At 46.6% G+C, this 19,547-nt stretch carries 16 protein-coding genes; 8 read left to right on the top strand and 8 right to left on the bottom strand.

All coding sequences use genetic code 11. From position 1 onward, the window contains the following. Positions 1–53 precede the first annotated feature (53 nt). Entirely contained in the window at positions 54–1,073 is a 1,020-nt protein-coding gene (locus tag AC1DYT_RS17255; RefSeq protein WP_477470804.1) for a fatty acid desaturase, read from the bottom strand. 177 nt (positions 1,074–1,250) lie between these two features. Here AC1DYT_RS17255 and AC1DYT_RS17260 point away from each other — a divergent pair, with 177 nt between their 5' ends. The 7 genes from AC1DYT_RS17260 (at position 1,251) to AC1DYT_RS17290 (ending at position 10,712) form a co-directional block, all read left to right on the top strand. Then, positions 1,251–1,664: an EamA family transporter gene (locus tag AC1DYT_RS17260; RefSeq protein ID WP_477470805.1), complete on the top strand. Its 414-nt coding sequence runs from the start codon at positions 1,251–1,253 to the stop codon at positions 1,662–1,664. 181 nt (positions 1,665–1,845) lie between these two features. Next, positions 1,846–4,332, top strand: a complete 2,487-nt coding sequence (locus AC1DYT_RS17265) for a TonB-dependent receptor (RefSeq protein WP_477470806.1) — start codon at positions 1,846–1,848, stop codon at positions 4,330–4,332. Between the two features lie 498 nt (positions 4,333–4,830). After that, positions 4,831–5,025, top strand: coding sequence for a hypothetical protein (locus AC1DYT_RS17270; RefSeq protein ID WP_477470807.1), 195 nt, complete (start codon positions 4,831–4,833; stop codon positions 5,023–5,025). A 246-nt stretch (positions 5,026–5,271) separates the two neighbouring features. Next, a complete protein-coding gene (locus AC1DYT_RS17275) occupies positions 5,272–5,787 on the top strand; it encodes a DUF2911 domain-containing protein (RefSeq protein WP_477470808.1) in 516 nt (171 codons plus the stop codon). 135 nt (positions 5,788–5,922) lie between these two features. Next, complete coding sequence (locus tag AC1DYT_RS17280) at positions 5,923–6,978, top strand: DUF3810 domain-containing protein (protein WP_477470809.1); 1,056 nt, start codon at positions 5,923–5,925, stop codon at positions 6,976–6,978. 1,011 nt (positions 6,979–7,989) lie between these two features. Continuing rightward, positions 7,990–10,173 (top strand): penicillin acylase family protein, encoded by a 2,184-nt coding sequence (locus AC1DYT_RS17285; RefSeq protein WP_477470810.1) that lies wholly within the window; start codon positions 7,990–7,992, stop codon positions 10,171–10,173. A gap of 53 nt (positions 10,174–10,226) precedes the next feature. After that, positions 10,227–10,712, top strand: a complete 486-nt coding sequence (locus AC1DYT_RS17290) for a hypothetical protein (RefSeq protein ID WP_477470811.1) — start codon at positions 10,227–10,229, stop codon at positions 10,710–10,712. A gap of 13 nt (positions 10,713–10,725) precedes the next feature. Here the strand turns inward: AC1DYT_RS17290 and AC1DYT_RS17295 are convergent, their stop codons facing one another. The 6 genes from AC1DYT_RS17295 to AC1DYT_RS17320 form a co-directional block, all read right to left on the bottom strand. Next, complete coding sequence (locus AC1DYT_RS17295) at positions 10,726–11,445, bottom strand: LolA-like protein (protein WP_477470812.1); 720 nt, start codon at positions 11,443–11,445, stop codon at positions 10,726–10,728. 21 nt (positions 11,446–11,466) lie between these two features. After that, a complete protein-coding gene (locus tag AC1DYT_RS17300) occupies positions 11,467–11,796 on the bottom strand; it encodes a putative quinol monooxygenase (RefSeq protein ID WP_477470813.1) in 330 nt (109 codons plus the stop codon). Between the two features lie 139 nt (positions 11,797–11,935). Further along, positions 11,936–12,481, bottom strand: a complete 546-nt coding sequence (locus AC1DYT_RS17305) for a hypothetical protein (RefSeq protein WP_477470814.1) — start codon at positions 12,479–12,481, stop codon at positions 11,936–11,938. Between the two features lie 6 nt (positions 12,482–12,487). Continuing rightward, a complete protein-coding gene (locus tag AC1DYT_RS17310) occupies positions 12,488–13,384 on the bottom strand; it encodes an MBL fold metallo-hydrolase (protein WP_477470815.1) in 897 nt (298 codons plus the stop codon). 47 nt (positions 13,385–13,431) lie between these two features. After that, positions 13,432–14,049, bottom strand: a complete 618-nt coding sequence (locus AC1DYT_RS17315; RefSeq protein WP_477470816.1) for a hypothetical protein — start codon at positions 14,047–14,049, stop codon at positions 13,432–13,434. Positions 14,050–14,135: 86 nt separating this feature from the next. Continuing rightward, entirely contained in the window at positions 14,136–14,999 is an 864-nt protein-coding gene (locus AC1DYT_RS17320) for an alpha/beta hydrolase (RefSeq protein ID WP_477470817.1), read from the bottom strand. A 492-nt stretch (positions 15,000–15,491) separates the two neighbouring features. On the opposite strand from AC1DYT_RS17320, the gene AC1DYT_RS17325 reads away from it, so the two are divergent. Further along, positions 15,492–16,742 carry a serpin family protein gene (locus AC1DYT_RS17325; protein WP_477470818.1) on the top strand — a complete coding sequence of 417 codons (1,251 nt, stop codon included), beginning with the start codon at positions 15,492–15,494 and terminating at the stop codon, positions 16,740–16,742. 109 nt (positions 16,743–16,851) lie between these two features. On the opposite strand, the gene AC1DYT_RS17330 is transcribed toward AC1DYT_RS17325, so the two are convergent. Then, the gene (locus AC1DYT_RS17330) at positions 16,852–19,413 is read right to left on the bottom strand and encodes a phosphocholine-specific phospholipase C (protein WP_477470819.1); all 2,562 of its coding nucleotides are present in this window, start codon (positions 19,411–19,413) and stop codon (positions 16,852–16,854) included. Positions 19,414–19,547 lie beyond the last annotated feature (134 nt).

Below are 19,547 nucleotides of genomic sequence, written 5' to 3' on the forward strand. Positions count from 1 at the left end.
ACAAAAAAAGCCGCCCTTTTTAGGGGCGGCTCATCTATATTTTTAAATGACGGTTAAGCTACCTTTTCGGTTTTAAGGTCTGCACTCATTTCTATATCGGGCTTGCTTACGTCGGTAATAGCCACCCGGCCACGCTCGCGGCGCAGGATGCGGTTGAATAATGATATCTCCCTATCAAACAAAAACTGGAAGAACAGCTTGGTCCACGAGGTGTGGTAATACAAAGTATCGTAATACTCGGGGGCTGTTTTCTTGATATCCGGGAGCTTGTTCCAGGGGATAGAAGGAAAATCGTGGTGCTCGTTGTGGAAGCCTACGTTAAAGGCCACGGTATTGAGCGGACCGTAATAGCTATAAGTTTCCTGCTCTACACTGTGGGTAAGGTAGTGCTCCTGTATCCAGCGGGCGCCCAGCGGGTGAAGGCCAACCGAGAACGAGAAGCTAAGCAACAGGAACACCAGCGAATGCGCACCCATGAAGTAAACGATAGCGGCTGTAAATACCACCTGTATCAAAAAGTTGGTTACTATCCATCCGTCGAAAGGGTGAATTTCGCGCAGGCGTGATAAACGGAACAGTTGGAACACCGGGAAAAACAATAACCACAAGGCTTTACCGAAGAATGAATTGCTGATGAGCCTTGCTTCCCAACGGTTGGGTAAATCGGCATCCAGTTCGTGCACGCCCTGGAACGAGTGGTGTTTGATATGGTATTTCTCGAAAGAGATAGCGCTTGGCAATATCTGCGGCAAATTGGCAAACATAGATGCAAAGCGGTTGGCGTTGCGGTTTTTGAACAGCAATTGGTGGGTACACTCGTGTATCATCACAAATAAAGCATGATCGGCAAAGGCGCCTAAAAAATAAGCTGCACCAACTACCAGCCACCACGATTGATCGCGCAGGAACCAGGCTAAAACCACCTGGAAAGTTACCAGGCCTATGATTGCGAAGATGGTATTGGGGTTTTTCCCTATTAGTTTCCTAAGCTCCGGAAATTTTTTCAATATCTTTTTTGTACGGATACGATGCGGCTCAGACTCTTCTGAATAAACGAAATCGGTTTTCTTCATATTGGGTTAAAACGATGAAGGTAAGAATAACGTGCCACAAAATCTATTTTATTGTAAATTTTGATGATTTTCATCGGGCGGAATAACCCCGTTATTTCTTTTTAAGTAAATAGTCCCCTCAATTTTAAATCAGTTTTTGTACTTAGTTTTGTGTAATTGTTAATTAAAAACACGGATATGTGGTGGATTTACGCGCTCCTCTCAGCACTGTTTGCGGCACTCACCGCTATATTCGCCAAAATTGGCATCAAGGGCGTAGATACCGATCTGGCTACGGCCATCCGTATCGTGGTTATTTTGCTTATAGCCTGGGCGATTGTTTTGTACAAAGGAGCGGAACACGGCATGGGTAATTTAACCAAAATCAACTGGGTGTTCCTTGTGTTGTCGGGTTGCGCAACCGGTTTATCCTGGATATTTTATTTTAAGGCGTTGCAATTAGGCAAGGTATCGCAGGTTGCCCCGGTAGATAAGTTGAGCGTGGCCATCGCCATCGTGCTATCGGTAATCTTTTTGGGCGAACCGCTCACGCTGAAAAGCTCGGTAGGTGCGGTGCTGATTATCGCGGGCACGCTGGTGTTGATATTTTAGGGAGTATCGGGTAACCAAAAGTTTTTTTTAACACTTAGCGGCTTTGCGCCTTTGCGAGAAATAAATTCTTATAAATGCATGGCGTTACGTGGCCATCCCACATCATCTTATCTGTAACAATTCCGCAACCTTAGCTTAAACTCAGTTTTTATCCAAATTTCTTTGGCAGTTTTGTGGTTCTATGAATATCAGGTTATCCATCAGGACTATATTTTCGGTCCTATTATTAGTTATTATATCTGCAAATAGCTTTGCGCAAGCGGGCAAAGGCAAAATAAACGGTAAAGTTATTGATGCTACTACTAAGCTACCAGTCGATTACGCTACCATCTCGGTTTTCAAGCAAGGTGCCACCAGTCCGTTCAACGGCATCAGCACCGATGCCAAGGGTGCTTTCAGCATCGACAACGTACCCGCCGGCGATTATAAGGTAACCGTAGATTTTTTGGGCTACACCCGCACTACCATAGAGCATGTAATTGTTACCGAGGGCGGCGGCACGCCCGCGCTGGCCAATGTATTGCTGGCACCCGTACAAAATCAGCTGACCGGTGTCACCATCACCGCCAAGGCCCCCATCATAGAAAACCGTATAGATAAAATGGTGTACAACGCCGCTAATGATCTTACGGCCCAGGGTGGCGTAGCGCTGGATGTGCTGAAGAAAGTACCCCAGGTATCGGTAGATATTGATGGTAACGTAGAGCTCCAAGGCAATGCCAATGTGCGTTTCCTCATCAATGGCAAGCCAAGCAGCATTTTCGGGGCCAGCCTTGCCGATGCCTTGCAGGCCATACCGGCCAGCCAGATAAAAAGCATAGAAGTAATTACCAGTCCCGGTGCTAAGTACGACGCTGCGGGTACAGGTGGTATCATCAATATTATTTTGAAGGATAGCAAGGTAAAAGGCATTAACGGCAGCGTTAACCTTGCGGCAGGCACCAGGTTAGAGAACGGCTCATTCAACCTTAATATGCGGAAGAATAACTTTGGCGTAAATGCATTTTTCAGCGGCAACGCGCAGCTGGCCACAACCGGCTTAAACAGCAATAGCCGTACATCTACCGACGCGACATCGGGTACCATTACCAATTTAACGCAAAGCGGCAATAACACGCAACGCCGCAGCGGCTATCAATCGGGCCTTAGTTTTAACTGGAGCATTACACCTAAAGATGAATTGACCGCATCGGTAGGTTTCAATCATTTCGGCAACCATGGCAATGGCTTTAGCAGCCAGGACGAGTTTAAAACTACGACAGCCGGCACGCCGATATACGATTTGTTGAGCAACCGCATATCCGATAGCCGTTTCCATGTAAACGCAACCGACCTTAGCCTGGCCTATAAAAAACAATTTAAAAAGGAAGGGCAGGAACTGGAGATATTGTACAGTACCAGCTATGGTAAAAATACTTTCTCGTACTTTAACGAGCAGGATTATTTAACCGGCGGCTACCCAACATCCGGCTCGCGCAGCAATAACCCGGGTAAGGATAGGGAGACGAACATCTCTATCGATTATGTGCATCCTTTCAGCAAAGCTTTCACGCTGGAAGGCGGTGCTAAGGCCGTGATAGAAAACTTGAAGAACGTTGTTAATACCGATACGCTGCTGAACGACGGTACCTACATAAACAATGCAAACCAAACCTATGGTTTCAATTACAAACGCCAGATATATGCGGGCTACCTTTCGGTAGCTACTTCATTATTTCATGAATTTTTGGATGTAAAAGCAGGCATCAGGGATGAATACACCAACACGACAGCTGATTTCCCCGGCGTGGCGATACCGGGTTACAACACCGTAGTGCCATCCTTAACCTTCTCGCATAAGCTGAGCCCGACATCGTCTGTAAAAGCTAGTTATTCGTATCGCATAGAACGCCCCGACTATGGCGATCTAAACCCATTCTATAACATCAGCGATCCGCATAACATCAGCACCGGCAACCCCAATTTAAAACCCGAGCTGAGCCACGGCATAGAGCTAGGCTACAACAAATCTTTCGATGGTGGTGCCAATATTTATATAGGCAGCTTTTACCGTCATAACATCGATGATATTCAGCAATTCTCAACCCGATACGACAGCCTCGACGTTAACGGCCGCGTGTATCCCGATGTATTGCTGAACCAGCGCAGCAATATCGGCACGCAAACCACCGTAGGTGCCAACCTTTTCGGGTCGGTACCCATAGGCAAATTGAATTTGCGCACCAACATGTTCTTTGCCAGCCGTACCAATATTAATCCGGGCGTATCGAAAGTAACCGGGCTGGCTTACCGCATCAACCTCAATGCCAGTTACCAGTTCCCACATGATTTTATGGCCGAGGCTTTTGCCAACTACAACTCATCGCAAAAGAATTTGCAGGGTACCAGGCCGTATTTTTTCTTTTACAACATTGCCCTGCGCAAGCAATTCATGAACAAAAAGGCAAGCCTTGGCCTGCAGGCCGCTAATCCGTTTACGCATTACGTAACGCAACGGGCTACAACCTTCGGCCCCGGTTTCAACCAGGTAAGCATAAGGCAAGTGCCTTTGCAAAGCTTCGGCATAACGCTCAGCTACAAATTCGGCAAGCTGGAGTTTTCTAAGGATAAAGATAAGGGGCGCGATAAAGAAGACAACAATATGCCGCAGGGCGACGGCGGCAGGTAAGAGAAGCAGCGGTTAATATCGAATGATAAACGACACGAATTACACCAATTAAGGAAAATTAGAGCCAGTCAGTAATTTATAATTGAAGCTAAAAATTCGTGAAATTCGATAACATTCGTGAAAATTCGTATTCACTCAACCCGCCAGGCAAAACGAAAAAAAATAAACGACACGAATTACAYCAATTAAGGCAAATTAGCGCCMRTCAGTAATTTATAATTGAAGCTAAAAATTCGTGAGATTCGATACCATTAGAGGGAATTCGTGTTCACTCAAATCGCGCGCAAAACAGATAAAAATAAACGACACGAATTACACCAATTAAGGCAAATTAGCGCCAATCAGTAATTTATAATTGAAGCTAAAAATTCGTGARATTCGATAGCATTCGAGAAAATTCGTGTTCACTCAAATCGCGCGCAAAACATAGTGCAATTCCTTCCATACTAAAACAAAAACCCTGCAGTTTGTATTATACTATAACAAGCATTATCTGCCATGAATACTGCTGACAAACACTACAAATGCATCAATAGCCGTACCGGGTACGCTATTTTTTACCACTCCTTAAATAAGGCGCTTAGCGCCGACGAATTAAAGGCCGAACTGGAACGCATAAAGGCGCAGGTAGCTATCAAGAACGATATTTACCAGGAAACCCTTTATTGGGAGGAGATAAAGGAAGAAGAATAAAATTGCCGTTTTGAATAAAAAACCCTCTGCCTTGTTGAGGACAGAGGGCCAAAACTCACAACAATTGTTTAACCTTTCGGTCAATTCCTAACTGCAATGTGGGTGATAGATGAATAACAAGGCCGGGAGATAAAAGTTTTTAAAATCGGGCTATTAGGATACTTTTGCCGATGCATGCACCTATATTTGCTGGCAATAAATCACGCTGAACGCGTTATATACCAATCTAAAAAGAAACATTGAATTATGATGAAAAGAACATTCCTGGTTAAGGCGGCCGCAGTTTTCGCGTTTGCCTTATTGATGTGTACCGTTGCCTTTGCGCAAAAAACAGTCCCAAGTCCGCGCGATAGCGTTAGCGCTAAAGTGGCGGGTGCAACCATCAGCATCAATTACGGCAGCCCGTCGGTACGTGGCCGTAAAGTTTTTGGTGAATTGGAGCCATTTGGCAAAGTATGGCGCGCCGGTGCAAACGAGGCTACCGTGTTTACCACCAGCAAAGATATTATGGTAGAAGGCAAGACGTTGCCCGCAGGCACCTACGGGTTTTTCGCCATCCCTACAGAAACCACCTGGACTATCATCTTCAACAAAGTGGCCAAGCAATGGGGTGCCTATAAGTACGATGAAAGCCAGGATGCCCTGCGCGTAACCGTAAAACCGGTAGCGTCGCGCATGAAAGAGCGTTTGGTTTATAAAATCAACGGCAAAGGCTTCTCGCTTAACTGGGATAAGTTATCGGTACCGGTGAGCGTAAAATAATCATTTCGTGATTTTTAATAGCAAGGCCCTCCGCAGTAAACGGGGGCTTTTGTTTTATGCACGATGTTTACCTGCGGCCGCTAAAAGCCATATATTTACCCTGTGGAGATAAAACGATATTTCGCAGAACATCCCTTGCTAAAAAGATGCGCGGTTATTGCTGTGCTTGCCCTGGCCATTTGGCTGCTGATGTTTTTCGCCCGGCATCCGGCGGCGGTAGAAAAATATTATTCACAGGGGCTTTACCCGGCCATATGCTTTGTGCTGCACCCGGTACTCAACCTGTTCCCCTTTAGCTTTGGCGATTTGGCGTACATTGTGGTGGTTGCGTATTTGTTGTACGCAGTGATTAAACTCATCGGGCATTTGATCAGGAAACGTTTCCTGCGCGCGGGGATGCTAGCCCTGGGGCTTGTTATAGGCGTGCAGGTCACTTTATTACTGTTTTACCTTTTTTGGGGTCTTAATTATTTCCGCCCATCGGCAGCAGAAAGGCTTCAGCTTAAAGAAGAGAAATTTACGGTTGCGCAACTGCAAGCGGTTACTACTTTGCTGATAGATAGCGCCAACGCCACCCGCGCCCGCGTAACCGCTGCCGACCTGGCGCAACCCAACGATACCATCTATAAAAATGCAATGGAAGCGGTAAAAAAGCTGGGCACTACATCGGCTAATTTTAAAACATATAGTCCCGATATCAAACCCTCGCTGCTTACGCCGCTGCTCAACTATATCGGCACATCGGGTTATTACAACCCATTTACCACCGAGGCGCAGTTGAACTACCAGCAACCGGCATTTGTGCGGCCGTTCGTCGCCTGTCACGAAATGAGCCACCAAATGGGGTACGGGGCCGAGGACGAGGCAAACTTTGTGGGTTACCTGGCCGCAACCGGCTCGCGCGATAGGTTGCTGCGCTATTCGGCGTACCAGTTGGCCGTGCGCGAGTTTATGTTTAGCCTATACATGGCCGATAGCCTGATGAGCAAACCCCTCAAGAAACGCATATCCCCGCAAGTAAAAGCCGATTTTAAGCAGGAACGCCAATACTGGCAGGCTTACCAGAATAAAGCCAACGTAATCACCGGCATTTTTTATGATAATTTTCTGAGGGCCAACAACCAACCCCAGGGCCTTGATACCTACAACCGTATGGTAACGCTGGTAATGGCGATGTATAGGAAGAAGTAGATGTGCAGATGTGCAGATTTCAGATGTGCAGATGTGCAGATTTCAGATTTGAGATTTGAGATTTGAGATTTGAGATTTGAGATTTGAGATTTGAGATTTGAGATTTGAGATTTGAGATTTGCATTATGTTAAGTCATGCAATCCTTTAATCAGGAAAATCAAGGTTCAAAAAATAATCCTGTCTCGTCCTGGAATCGCTAAATCCTGTTAAGAATCATGGTTCAGAAAATAATCCTGTATAATCGCTCAATCCTTAAATCGTGTTAAATCATGGTTCAAAAAAAATCGGTGAAATCAAAATAATCGGAGTAATCGGTGAAATCAACAAAAATCGGTGCAATCAGCGCAAAATAAAAGCGTCCCGTATCTCACCCCGGGACGCTCTGCAACATCATCTCTCAAATAATGTCGATCAACTAAATCTCAGATAACATGTTAGTTTATCCAAGTTCTTTATTTATGCAACCCTGCGGTTGATGAATGGCTCTTTAAATGGCAGCATCTGCGCTGTTTTTCCAACGAAAAAACAGTCATAATTCAGCTTCTACGGATAGATAACTGTCAAATATACAAATAAACGACATTGCAGAACATATATTGTCTTCCTCTTATTATAAAAAGACGAAGTTTTACATATAAATGTTACACTATTCTTAAATATTATTTGCTTTTGCTGCAAAAACAGCATCGAACACAAATGCTGCAAATTATAATGCCAATATACAAATTATAGGCATAGTGTAAAAAACTTTTTAAAGTATTTTTTTTACGATACACTATGCCGAATGTTATCGCCAATAATGACTTTTTTTTATAGCTGTTTTTGGCGTATTGATGATTTGTTTGACGGTGGCATATGATAAATGTTTTTAAAGTGTTCATTTGACACATTGTTCGCCTCCTTTTTGGCGGGGTTAACAACAGTAGGCCACATTATGGCAATTATTATTAAATTGGCAATAGTTTAGCCCCCGGTAGCGGGCTATAAGCCATACAGCTGATATGTCGTTTATGAAGAAGCTTTTAATATTCGTCCTTTTTGCGTTGCCGCTGCAAATGCTGGCGCAAACATATACGCCTGCAGAGATTGCCCGCTACAAGCAGCAGGCGCAATCGGTAACCATCATCCGCGATAATTATGGTACGCCGCATATCTATTCAAAAACGGATGCGGGCGTAGTATTTGGGTTGATGTACACGCAGGGCGAGGAAAACTTCAAGGGGATAGAACGCAACTACCTGTACCAAATGGGCCGCCAAAGTGAGGCCGACGGTGCTGCCCCGCTTTATACCGATGTGCAGCTGCAACTGATAGCCGATAGCGCCGACGCCATAAATGATTATAGAAACAGCAGCCCCTCATTCAGGAAACTGCTGGATGCCTTTGCTGATGGGCTCAACTATTACCTGTATAAACACCCGGAAGTGAAACCGGTGGTGTTCAAAAAATTCAAGCCCTGGTACGCTTTGATGTTTACCGATGGCAGCGTAGCCGCAACCGAGACGGGTGACATCACCGCTAAAGAAACAGAAGCTTTTTATAGCGATGCCGCGAACAGGGTGGGTGCGCTGTACAACCCGCAAAGCATCATCAACATGAAGCAGGAACGCGAGACAGGCTCCAACGGCTTTGCCATTTCGCCATCGCGCACGGCAAGCGGGCATGCCATGTTGTACATTAACCCGCACGTGCCTTTTTACTTCCGCAGCGAGGTAGGGCTGCAAAGCGATGAGGGTTTGCATGCCTACGGCGTAGTTACGTGGGGCCAGTTTTTTATATACCAGGGCTTTAACGCGCATTGTGGTTGGATGCATACCAGCAGCTATGCGGACGTTGGCGACATGTATGCCGAAACCGTAGTGAAAAAAGACGGCAAATGGTTTTACCAATACGATGGTAAACTACGCCCCGTAACCGAAAAGAAATTGAAGCTTTTGGTAAAAAAAGGCGATACGCTGGCGGCTACCGATATTACCGCGTACTATACTCATCATGGCCCCGTGCTGGCTGCCCGCAACGGCAAATGGCTGGCGCTGAAACACTATAACCGATCTTACAAAGCCCTGCTCGAATCGTGGCTGATTACCAAGGCAAATAACCTGGCCGGGTACCGCAAGGCAATGGGCCTGCTGGCCAATACCAGCAACAACACCGTTTATGCCGACGATAAAGGCAACACCGCCTTTTGGTACGGCAATTTTATGCCCAAACGCGATCCGGCATTCAACTGGGAGATACCCGTAGACGGTGCAACGCCCGCCACCGAATGGAAAGGGCTTTGCAATATAGACGAGCTGGTGCATGTGTACAACCCAACTGCCGGGTACATTCAAAACTGCAATTCATCGGTTTTTACGTCGGCAGGCGTTGCTAGTCCCGCCAGGGCCAAATATCCCCTTTACATGGCGCCCGACGATGAAAATTACCGGGGCATAACCGCCGTAATTGTTTTGAAGGATGCCAAAAACCTTACGCTGGATGGCTTAATTGCCAAAGGGTACGATCATTACCTTGCCGCTTTTGACGATTTGCTGCCCAACCTGTTCGCGGCATACGATGCCGCACCCGACAACCTGAAAGCCCAATTGGCCCAACCTATTATTATACTGAAATTCTGGGATAAGCGTAGCGCAGCAACCTCGGTAGCTACCACGCTGGCTGTAGAATGGGGCACGCAGGTGTTCCGCGCCATGCCTCCGCCCGAGCCGGGCGAAACGAGCTACATCGTAAAAAGGATGCGCAGCCTGCTGCAATCGCTGCCAGCCGCCCGCCAACTGGAAATGTTTAGTACCGCGCTAAATAGCTTGCAGTCCCGTTATGGCAGTTGGAAGGTGCAATGGGGTGATATCAACCGGTACCAGCGCCCTGCGGATGGCCTTACCTTTAGCGATGCCTTGCCCAGCCTGCCGGTGGGGCAAACGTCGTCTAATTTTGGGCAGCTTCCTTCCTTCGTGAGCCGTATAATGCCGGGTACACAAAAACGTTACGGCTACTCGGGTAATAGCTTTATAGCTGCCGTTGAGTTCGGCCCCACCCTAAAAGCAAAGTCCATCATTACCGGCGGGCATTCTTTCGATGCCGCATCGCCAAACTTTACCGATCAGGCGCAGGGTTATATCGATGGGAAGTTTAAAGATGTGCTGTTTTACAAAGGCGATGTGCTGCGGCATGCGGTTAACACGTACCACCCTTAAAAGGCATTTACAAACTCATTTAAAATGAATTATATTTGTTGGGAGGAAAAGAAATGAAAAAATACCTGTTGCTCATGCTATTGTTTTGCCTGCAGGTTAGTGCCCGCGCGCAAAGCATCACTTTTGCTGATCTTACCAACCTGGCTAACCTGAGCGACGGGCAGGCGCATACCTATTTAACGCTTGGCCGGGTGTTTAAGCACCAGTATATTGAAGAAGTGGATGGTAAGAAGATAGAGCACTTCCGGTCGATAAACCCAAAGGCGAGCGAGCAAACCATCGTTATAGGTGTAAACAAAGTTTTGCCCAATACGGCGGTGTTGCATACCGTTACCTATACCTCGCGCAATCCGCAGCACATCCTCAATATGGTTGCTCAGGCGCGGCGGACCAGGCTGGTTATGCAGTTTCAGGGGGCGGATAGCTATAATAATATTTACGTATTCGATAACGATTTTTACCGCGTTTCGATGTACATCAGTACCACCGAAAACAAAGGCTCGGTGCGGATAGACCAGAAAGAATACGTAGCGTATTGATATGGTGCCTGCCTTATTTGTTGCCTAACAATGATGGCTCGAAAATAGCTTTATCGGTAGGTAAATTGGGTACTATATCATGATATGTTTCTGTTTGCAGCAGCTTGTCGTTGATGTAGAACTTACAGAAGGTTTCGCTCCACGTGCCGCCTTTTAGCTGTACATGTTGCTCAAATGTGGCCTCTTCCTTGCCGTTGGCATCGTATTTAAAATATCGTACTGCCACCAGTTTATCCTTGTCTATCCAAAGCTGGGTTACTTTTTCGCCATCCTTATCGGCCCCTATCACGTAAACGGGCTTGCCGTTGTAAGTGTCTTCATGAAATTTGGACAGGTCGAACTTCAGCTCGGCAAAATGGGCCAGCACCTGCTCGAAGGGCTTGAAGTACATCCCGCCTAAAAAGAAGATCAATTCGTTTTCGCCTTTGCCCGCCCGTACCACTTTATTGGCACGGAACACGTACGATGAATCGCCCCGGTAAATAACACCGTTGCCCGTTTTGTCGCCAAAGTCTATCCGCAGCAAATCCGGATAAACGATGTGCTCGTACCAGGTATCGGTACGCAGCAGGCTATCGTTTCGGTAACGCTGGGTGGTTTGATTAAATGTAAGCGAGGTATGCCATTTGCCGTGGTATTTGGCATACATCTTCTCTAGCACGGCGGTGCTGCTTAGCTTAGGGCCCGATAGGGCGGATAAGGATATGAGGGCGGAGAAAAGCAAGGCTTTCATATGATAATGGTATAAATGGTATTAATTACTTCCCGGTTTTGTAGCGGCCCCGATTAGGTTTACATCCACCAGTTCAAGCGAGGTTACCATGTGCTGCACAGTTTGTTTATATTTTTTAAAGTGGGGCGTTTCTATGTGCAATTTGTATGCAGCCGTATCGGCGTATATCTCCAATATGGTGATGTGTGCGGGGTTGGTTTTATCGGCAACAGCGTAATACGTCAGCACACCCGGCTCAAGCTTTACGGCTGTAGTCATCTGCTCTTTTAAAGCGGCGTTATATTGCGTTAATTGCGCGGGGTCTACCTGTATCTTTGCCAGCCTCACCATTTGCTCTTTTTGCTGTGCCATTGTTTTTTGGCTAAAAATAAGCATGAATATACACATGCAGAAAATTAGAAGCGGCCGCTCCGGGAGATTTAATTTCATATTAGTAGTGTTAAGTTAACGTGCGTTATACTTGGTCTGCTTCAGGTTATAAACGATTTGGTCAATCAAATTTATAATTGCTGAAAGTTTTTGCTATGCGCCGGCTTTGTAAATAATTAAATAACCCGTTAAATGGTAAAAATCCTGAACCTTTGCCCAGTGATGTAATGTTAATAAACGCTTCGTCATTGTCAAACAAGCAAGTTATCAGGTAAATAGAGCCCGCTATTTTGGGTTCTTGCTTATACCTCATCATATCATTGGTAGCACTTAATCTCGTTAGCCGCTTATATTTTGCGTTTAAAATATCATTTAAAGCTTTTTTGTTACGCCCCTTGCCTCTACCGGTCAGCTTAACGGTCAATGAACAAAAAAGAACGTCTGCTATAATCCAGATGGTTAACAAGCCGTTAAAGAGTTTAATTATCAACGAAGGAACATTTGTATGTTCAAATAGTGCGTGAGCTAAAATGAAACAAACACCATACAACAATGTACCAATAAAGAAATACCCCATATAATCAAGTACTAACTTGAAAGTCAGCTTATATATAAGCCGCCGCTTCCTGACACTTTTTTCAATATTTAATGGATGGAAAAGATCCATTGTCGCTTACGCCGATAATTCCTCATACGCCGCCGACAAACTGCGCTGTATACCATCACCCTGCCAAAGCGTTACGCCGGGGATAGCTTTTGCAGCTAATATTTCCTCCTTGGTTTTGCCGGCTTTTATGCTGCTTTCTACAAAAGCCACCAGTTTCTCCAGGTAATCCTGCATCTGCTTTACATCCTCTACCGTGCCGGTAACTTTTAATGGCTCGAAGGCATGGCCGAAAACGTATTGCGTGTTTTTATCGAAGTGCCTGGTGGCAGCTTCCAGGGCGATTGGCCAATGTTTGCACGATGCGCCTGCGCCGCGGTCGATAAACGGGTGCATTTTGTTGAACACCAAATCGCCGGTATGCACGATGTTGGCATGCTCAAAGTGGATAAAGGCATCGCCATTGGTATGGCCCGCGCCAAAGTAATGCCCGCTGATGATCTCGTCGCCAACCTTTACTTTCCATTTGTCGGTAAAAGTGGTATCGGGGTATAGCTGCTGGTCTTCTTTTTTCTGTTTTACTGCCGATGCTTTCTGGTTTACAAGCGAATTGGCGTGCGCGGCCACATTTTTGGCTATGCCTTTAAAAGCGATGTTGCCGCTGGTATGGTCGCCGTGGTGGTGGGTGTTGATGAGCCACTGGAAAGGCTTATCGCTTTTCTTCTGTAGTTCGGCAATCAGGTGCGGCGCGGTGTTAGGGAACTGCGCGTCAACCACCACGATGCCTTCTTTATTTACCATCCAGGCGATAGTACCGCCCTGTTCGATAAAAATCCCCACGTTGTTGCGTAAGGGAATAATTTGGAAGATAGGGTCTGCAAGTTTGCAGGCAAACCCGCGGCTACCCAAAAACGATAATGCGCCTGCGGCTATAGCTGTATTTCTTAAGAATTGTCTGCGTTGCATGTATTTTAAATGTGTTTATTAAGATAATTATATTCATCTGCCAAGGCTCACTTCTTTTTTATTTCAGAAGCTAACAGGTCAAAATTCCACGCATATCCAGTTTTCATCATATCTTTGAAATCTATTTTATAATCTTGGTTTATATGGGTTAAAGAACCTGAAACCAAAAGCGTATCTCCATTATTGACAGATTTTATTAAATCAATGAACTTCTTATCCTTTGGTGATTTAGGTGTTGTGTATGTTAAAAAGATCACATCTCCTTGAGGTAAATTGACACTATCTAAAGACGGGTTTATCTTATCATACATTCTTATAACTGAATACATTTTGAGATTATAAATGGGTTTTGATAAATCCATACGAAGAGGTGCTGTTGAATTTGCATCACCTACATAGTCTGAAACTTCATTAACTAATACGACCCAATCCTTTATTTCTTTTAAGCTGTCGAGGGCATACTTTTTAAATTCTTCATATCTCAAGTCCGCTTTTGCACTGTTATTAGTAGTTTGATAGTCATTTGATAATGAATCAACCATATGATTAAAATATAATTGGCTTTTAGGTCTATCATCAGATACCGACACCGCTTTATTTTTTAATGATTGATTACATGATAGAATCACTGGAAATATGGCGAAAAGGAATAAGGTTTTTCTCATGTTAAATTAGTAAATAGTAGTATATTATTTATAAATGTAACGTTTTTAAAATCCCAAACCGATAGTCCTATAATATGCCCCATTGATTAATACTGATGAAACGCCTGCGACACAAACTCCAGCACGCTGGGTAACGATGCGCGCCAGTAGGTCCAGTTATGGGCACCATCGCGGATGCGGTACTCATGCGGGATATCTTTCTTACGCATCAGGTTATGCACCAGGCCGTTGCCCTCGTACAAAAAGTCGTCGTCGCCGCAATCAATATACCAGCGCACGGCTTTTTTGTTGGCATCCGAAAGGGCGTTCATCAAAGGCATTACACTATATTTATTGTAAAAGTTGCTTATGGTGCTATCGGCCAGGGTTACGCCGGGGTTCATCCGGGCTATGCCGGCTTTGGCCTCATCCAGGCTCAGGAAGCCCGTGGCCGCGCTTAGCGGACAAGCCGAAGAGAACAACTCGGGATGGTGCAACGCGTAAACAAAGCTACCACCGCCCCCCATGCTGAGGCCGGCAATGGCGCGGTAACGTTTCTCGGCCTTTACGCGGTATTTTTTCTCTATGTAGGGCATCAGTTCGGTAAAAAAGAAATCCTCGTAGTTCCAGTCGCCCTTAATGTCGTTGAAATAGCCTCGGCGGCCGGTGTTGGCATCGGGCATTACGATGATCATCGCGGTAGCGCTACCGTCGCGGGTGGCTTTGTCGGCAATGTTCTGCACCTCGCCGAACTGCACCCAGCCGGTTTGGTCGTCGCCCGCGCCATGCAGCAGGTACAGGATAGGGTAGCTGCGGCCGCTGGTTTCGTAATCTGGCGGCAGGTAAATGGCAAACTTGCGTTCGCTCTTGAGTATTTTGCTGTTTACGGTAAGGTTATCGAACACTTTACTGCCCTGGGCAAACAACAAAGCAGGGCAAAGCACGAGCAGTACGGACAAGATTTTTTTCATCAGCGGTAAGTTTTGATAATTTGGTTTCCGGTGCAACCGGGGTTTGTTGCAGGCAGATAAATTTAGGATTAAAAGTTGAGAATTAATTACCTTTTATACGCTGGATAATTTTCTTGAAAAACGAACCTTCGGGTTTTGTTAGCCGTAGTTGATGGCGTTGCCTTCGGCCCAGGCTATACGTTCCAACTCCTCGCCCTTCCACCCGCGCCATCCCTCCCGCGGCTGTGGGGTTTCCACTTCTATCCTTAACGCGGAGCTTCTTTATCTGTCAAATTAAGGGGCCGAAATTTGACGTTATCGTCCGGGGTTAAAAAGCGCAAAAAATACTCGCAAAGCGCACCATTAAAATAAGAAAAACGACCCTTTTTTAAGTCATTATGGCAAAAACGCGGAGATTTTAGAAAGTGATTTTTCTCCATTTGCCTGTATCACTTGTAAATACGTCCCCGTAATGTAATTAACTAATCAGGTGAAAATATAAAAACTGATCTTATGAAACGCATCGCTCCGCTGCTATTTGGCTTATTGATGATTGGCTTCGTTTCCTGCAATAAAAACGATGGTATTGACCCTGGTGAGGGTAAGAGCCTGGTGCTTACCCCCGCCGAACAACAAAAAGCAGCAGCGGATAATGCGTTTACAATCAAGCTGTTCAAAGAAATATCAGCATCCGAGGGTACCGACAAAAACTTGTTCCTGTCGCCCCTAAGCGTAAGCTTCGCCGTGGGGATGACGGCCAACGGCGCCCGCAACGAAACCTTGGATGCTATCAATAATACCATGAACTTCACCAGCTTTACGCAGCCTGTTGTAAACAGCTACTACAATAAACTGATGACGGAACTGCCTGGTCTTGAGCCAAATACGCAACTAAAAATTGCCAACTCCATCTGGTACCGCCAGGGGCTTGAAGTACTACAACCGTTTATTGATGTAAATACCAGCAGCTACCAGGCCAAAGTTCAGGCCTTGGATTTTGCCAGTCCCGATGCCAAAAACACCATCAACAGTTGGGTAAGCGATAAAACCAATGGCAAGATACCCCGTATTGTAGATGCCATTAACAGTGAATCGCAGATGTTCCTGATCAACGCCATCTATTTCAAAAGCGTATGGAAAACCAAATTCGATGCCGCTGAAACCAAAAAACGGAGCTTTAACCTGGCAGGCAGCGGTAGTGTACAGGCCGATTTTATGGCCGGTAAGATAGATTACAACAACAATATCGTTACCGAGGGCGGCAAAACCACTATCATCGCCGAATTCCCCTATGCGCACGACAGGTTCAGCATGGTAGCCATTTTGCCCGATGCAAGCGTATCTGCGAAAGACTTGATAGCCAGTATAGATGCTGCCAAATGGAACAGTTGGATGTCCGGGTTGGGCGCACAGCAAAGCCAGGTGTACTTCCCTAAGTTTAAATTCTCCTACGGCAAATCGTTAAAAGACCCATTGATAAGCCTGGGCATGGGCCGCGCCTTTAGCGATATGGCCGACTTTACTGGCATCCGCGCTGCGGGCGGCCTCACTATAACCGATGTTAAGCACAAAGCATTCGTAGATGTGAATGAGCAGGGCACCGAAGCCGCCGCTGTAACATCGGTAGAAATCGGACTTACTTCGGCAGGCCCTATATCGGTACTGGAATTCAACCGGCCCTTCATCTTCGTTATTCGCGAGATGAAAACCGGGTTGGTACTGTTCGCCGGAGTAGTGAATAACCCGCTGCTGGGCGGAGAGTAAAGGAGAGAGAAATATCGAACACCGAATGCCCAACGCCGAATAATGAAGTAGATGGGTCTTCTTACTTCATTATTCTACATTCTGCATTCAAAATTCGGTGTTCAAATATCTACACTACAACCCCACCCATCAATGGGTCGGTAAAGCTGTGGTTGCCGGTTTCTACACGGCCGGCGTAGCGTTTCTCGAAGTTGGCATTCCCTTTAACCCTTATGGTAAAATCGTACCAGCAATGGCTTTTCTGCAGGTTTAGCACCAGTGGTGTAAACCTTGCGGCGTTGTAAACGGTGCGGGTAAGGGGGGCGCTTTTGTAGGCGTTGTCAATCACTTCTACCAGCAACGGCGTTGCACTGCCCGAACTGAAACCTATCTGGATGTTGCCCGTAAGCTTTTTGCCTGCGGCATCCTGTTGGTATTGCACGTCGGCAGTCAGGTCCGGGTCTTGGGCGTCGCCCTTAAATTCGCGGTAGAAACCGTTGGGGCCGTATACGCGTAGGTGGTACAGGCTGTTTTCGAAATCGCTAAGCTTCCACTCGTCGCTCAGGCTGTCGCCGGAGGTAAGGGCGTAGCTCCAGGTGCGGGCGGCTTCCATTTGGCCAGGGTTGTAAAAACCTGCATGCTTACCCGGCGCGTACACATTAAAAGGCGCACCAAGCGCTTGTTTGCCAAATGCCTTGTTTGATGCGTCGAATTTGATAAGGAACGATTTCTTGTCTTCACTCAATACGCCATCGGCATATAGTTCATAAGGCAGCGCGTTGGAATGCTTGATGCCCGGTTCCTGCTTTGGCATCAGCGGCGATGCGTGGCGGTTGGTTTTGATGAGCTTGATGTCGGTTTCGTTCAGTTTCTTGAAAGTCGGTAGTTTTTTGAACTTGGCCTTGTGGATGCCTTCCACATATTTATCCTTATCTAAAAACACAGGGTTGGCTATATGTTCGCCATGGTAGGGGCGGAATACGGTGGTCAGGTCGCCGCAAACGGTGCGCCGCCAATCGCTGATATTGTGTTCGGTAATGGTTTTGCCGGTTTTGTGCGTCAGGAATTTCTCCAGGAACATCAGGCAGGAGGTATGGTCGAACACTTCTGAATTTACCCAGCCGCCGCGGCTCCAGGGTGACGCGATAACCATTGGCACCCTAAAGCCCAGGCCTATGGCGCTTTCGCGATCGTAATGGGTAGGGAAATCCTTGCGTTCCTGCTCCTGCTGCAGGGTTACGAATTCTACACGGGTGTCAATGCCTTTAGACACTTTGCCCGTACCCTCTTTGTGCGAGTGGGGGGCCACGAAAGGCGGCACGTGGTCGAAGTAGCCGTCGTTCTCGTCGTAATTCAATACAAAAATGGTTTTCTTCCAAACCTCGGGGTTTTGTGTGAGGATATCCAATACTTCGGATACGTACCAGGAGCCGTACCATGGCGCGCCGGGGTGGTCCGAGAAATTCTCGGGTGCCACCAGCCAGGATACCGTCGGCAGCTTGCCGGTTTTTACATCCTGCCTAAACTGGTGCAGCACATCGCTTTTTGGCACCTGCATTTCGCGTTTAGTGCCGTTATCGTCGTATTTCAGTGTTGTTAGGTCGTGGTAATGCGGGTCGGTACGGTTGGTATCGAAACCCTTAAGGTGTATGTTCTTCTGCTTTTGCGAAAGCTTGTCGAAAGCACCCGGCTCCAATAGTTGCGGGTTATTTTTGATATCGGCCAGTTGCTCCTGCATCCAATGCAATTCCTCCTTAAGTCGCTTAAGCTTTACATCGCCTGCAGGCAGGGCGTTTATCTTGACCTCGGTCTCCGTGATTTTGCCGGGCAGTATTTCCAGCATTTTCTTGCGGAAGACGGTGTGCTTATCGTGCAGTTTTACATTGTATTGCTCAAAAAACTCCAGCGGGTTATCGGTAAAGTTTGATAGCCAGGGGTCCTGCTCGCCCTCGAAACCAAGGGGTATGCTCAATTCGTTTTGGTAGCATTTCCAGCTGATGCCGGCATCTTCCAACCGCTCGGGGAAGGTGGTCCAGTTGAGGGTGCCGAAATCCGCATCCTCGTTCCAAACCCGTGGTCGTGATGATTCTTTTTGTTCTTCACGTATGGTACCCGACCAAAAGAACAACCTGTTTGGCGTAGTGCCTGTAAGCGAGGAACAGAAGTTTTGGTCGCAAACGGTAAAAGCATCGGCCAGCGCATAGTTAAAAGGCAGGTCGGCCCGGGTATGGTAGCCCAGGGTAAGGGGCATATCGCGGTACTCGGGATTGCCCGATTTCTTCTCCATCAGCCACTGGTCGAATTTGCCATCGTTGCGGGCATTTACCTGGTTGGTCCAGCTGTGCGGCAGTGAGTTCATCCAGGTAGCTTTGGTGTTTTTTATATCGAGGTGGAAAGGCGCAAAGGTTTCGCCCTTTTCGTTGGTTTGCAGCCAAACGGGGTTTTTATTGGGAAGGTCGATAGCCCGCGGGTCGTTATATCCGCGTACCCCTTTAAGCGTACCGAAGCAATGGTCGAACGAGCGGTTCTCCTGCATCAGGAAAACAACGTGCTCTGCATCGCGCCAGGTGCTACCAGCCGCCGGGTTTATAGCCAGGGCTTTTTGGATGGATGCGGGCAAAACGCTGCTAAGGCTTGCTGCGCCGGTAAGCATGGCTGCCTTTTTAAGGAAATCTCTGCGGGAATCTAACATGAGGTAAATATAGTTATCGTTCAATTTGTCTGAACTCGAATTTTATGGAATTAATGAATGGACAGAATTTAAGCCATAGACAACCAATTGCTATAAATTCCGGCAATCCGTTTAATCCCGGTTCAGACAATATC

Source organism: Mucilaginibacter sp. P1_D10 (assembly GCF_056406215.1).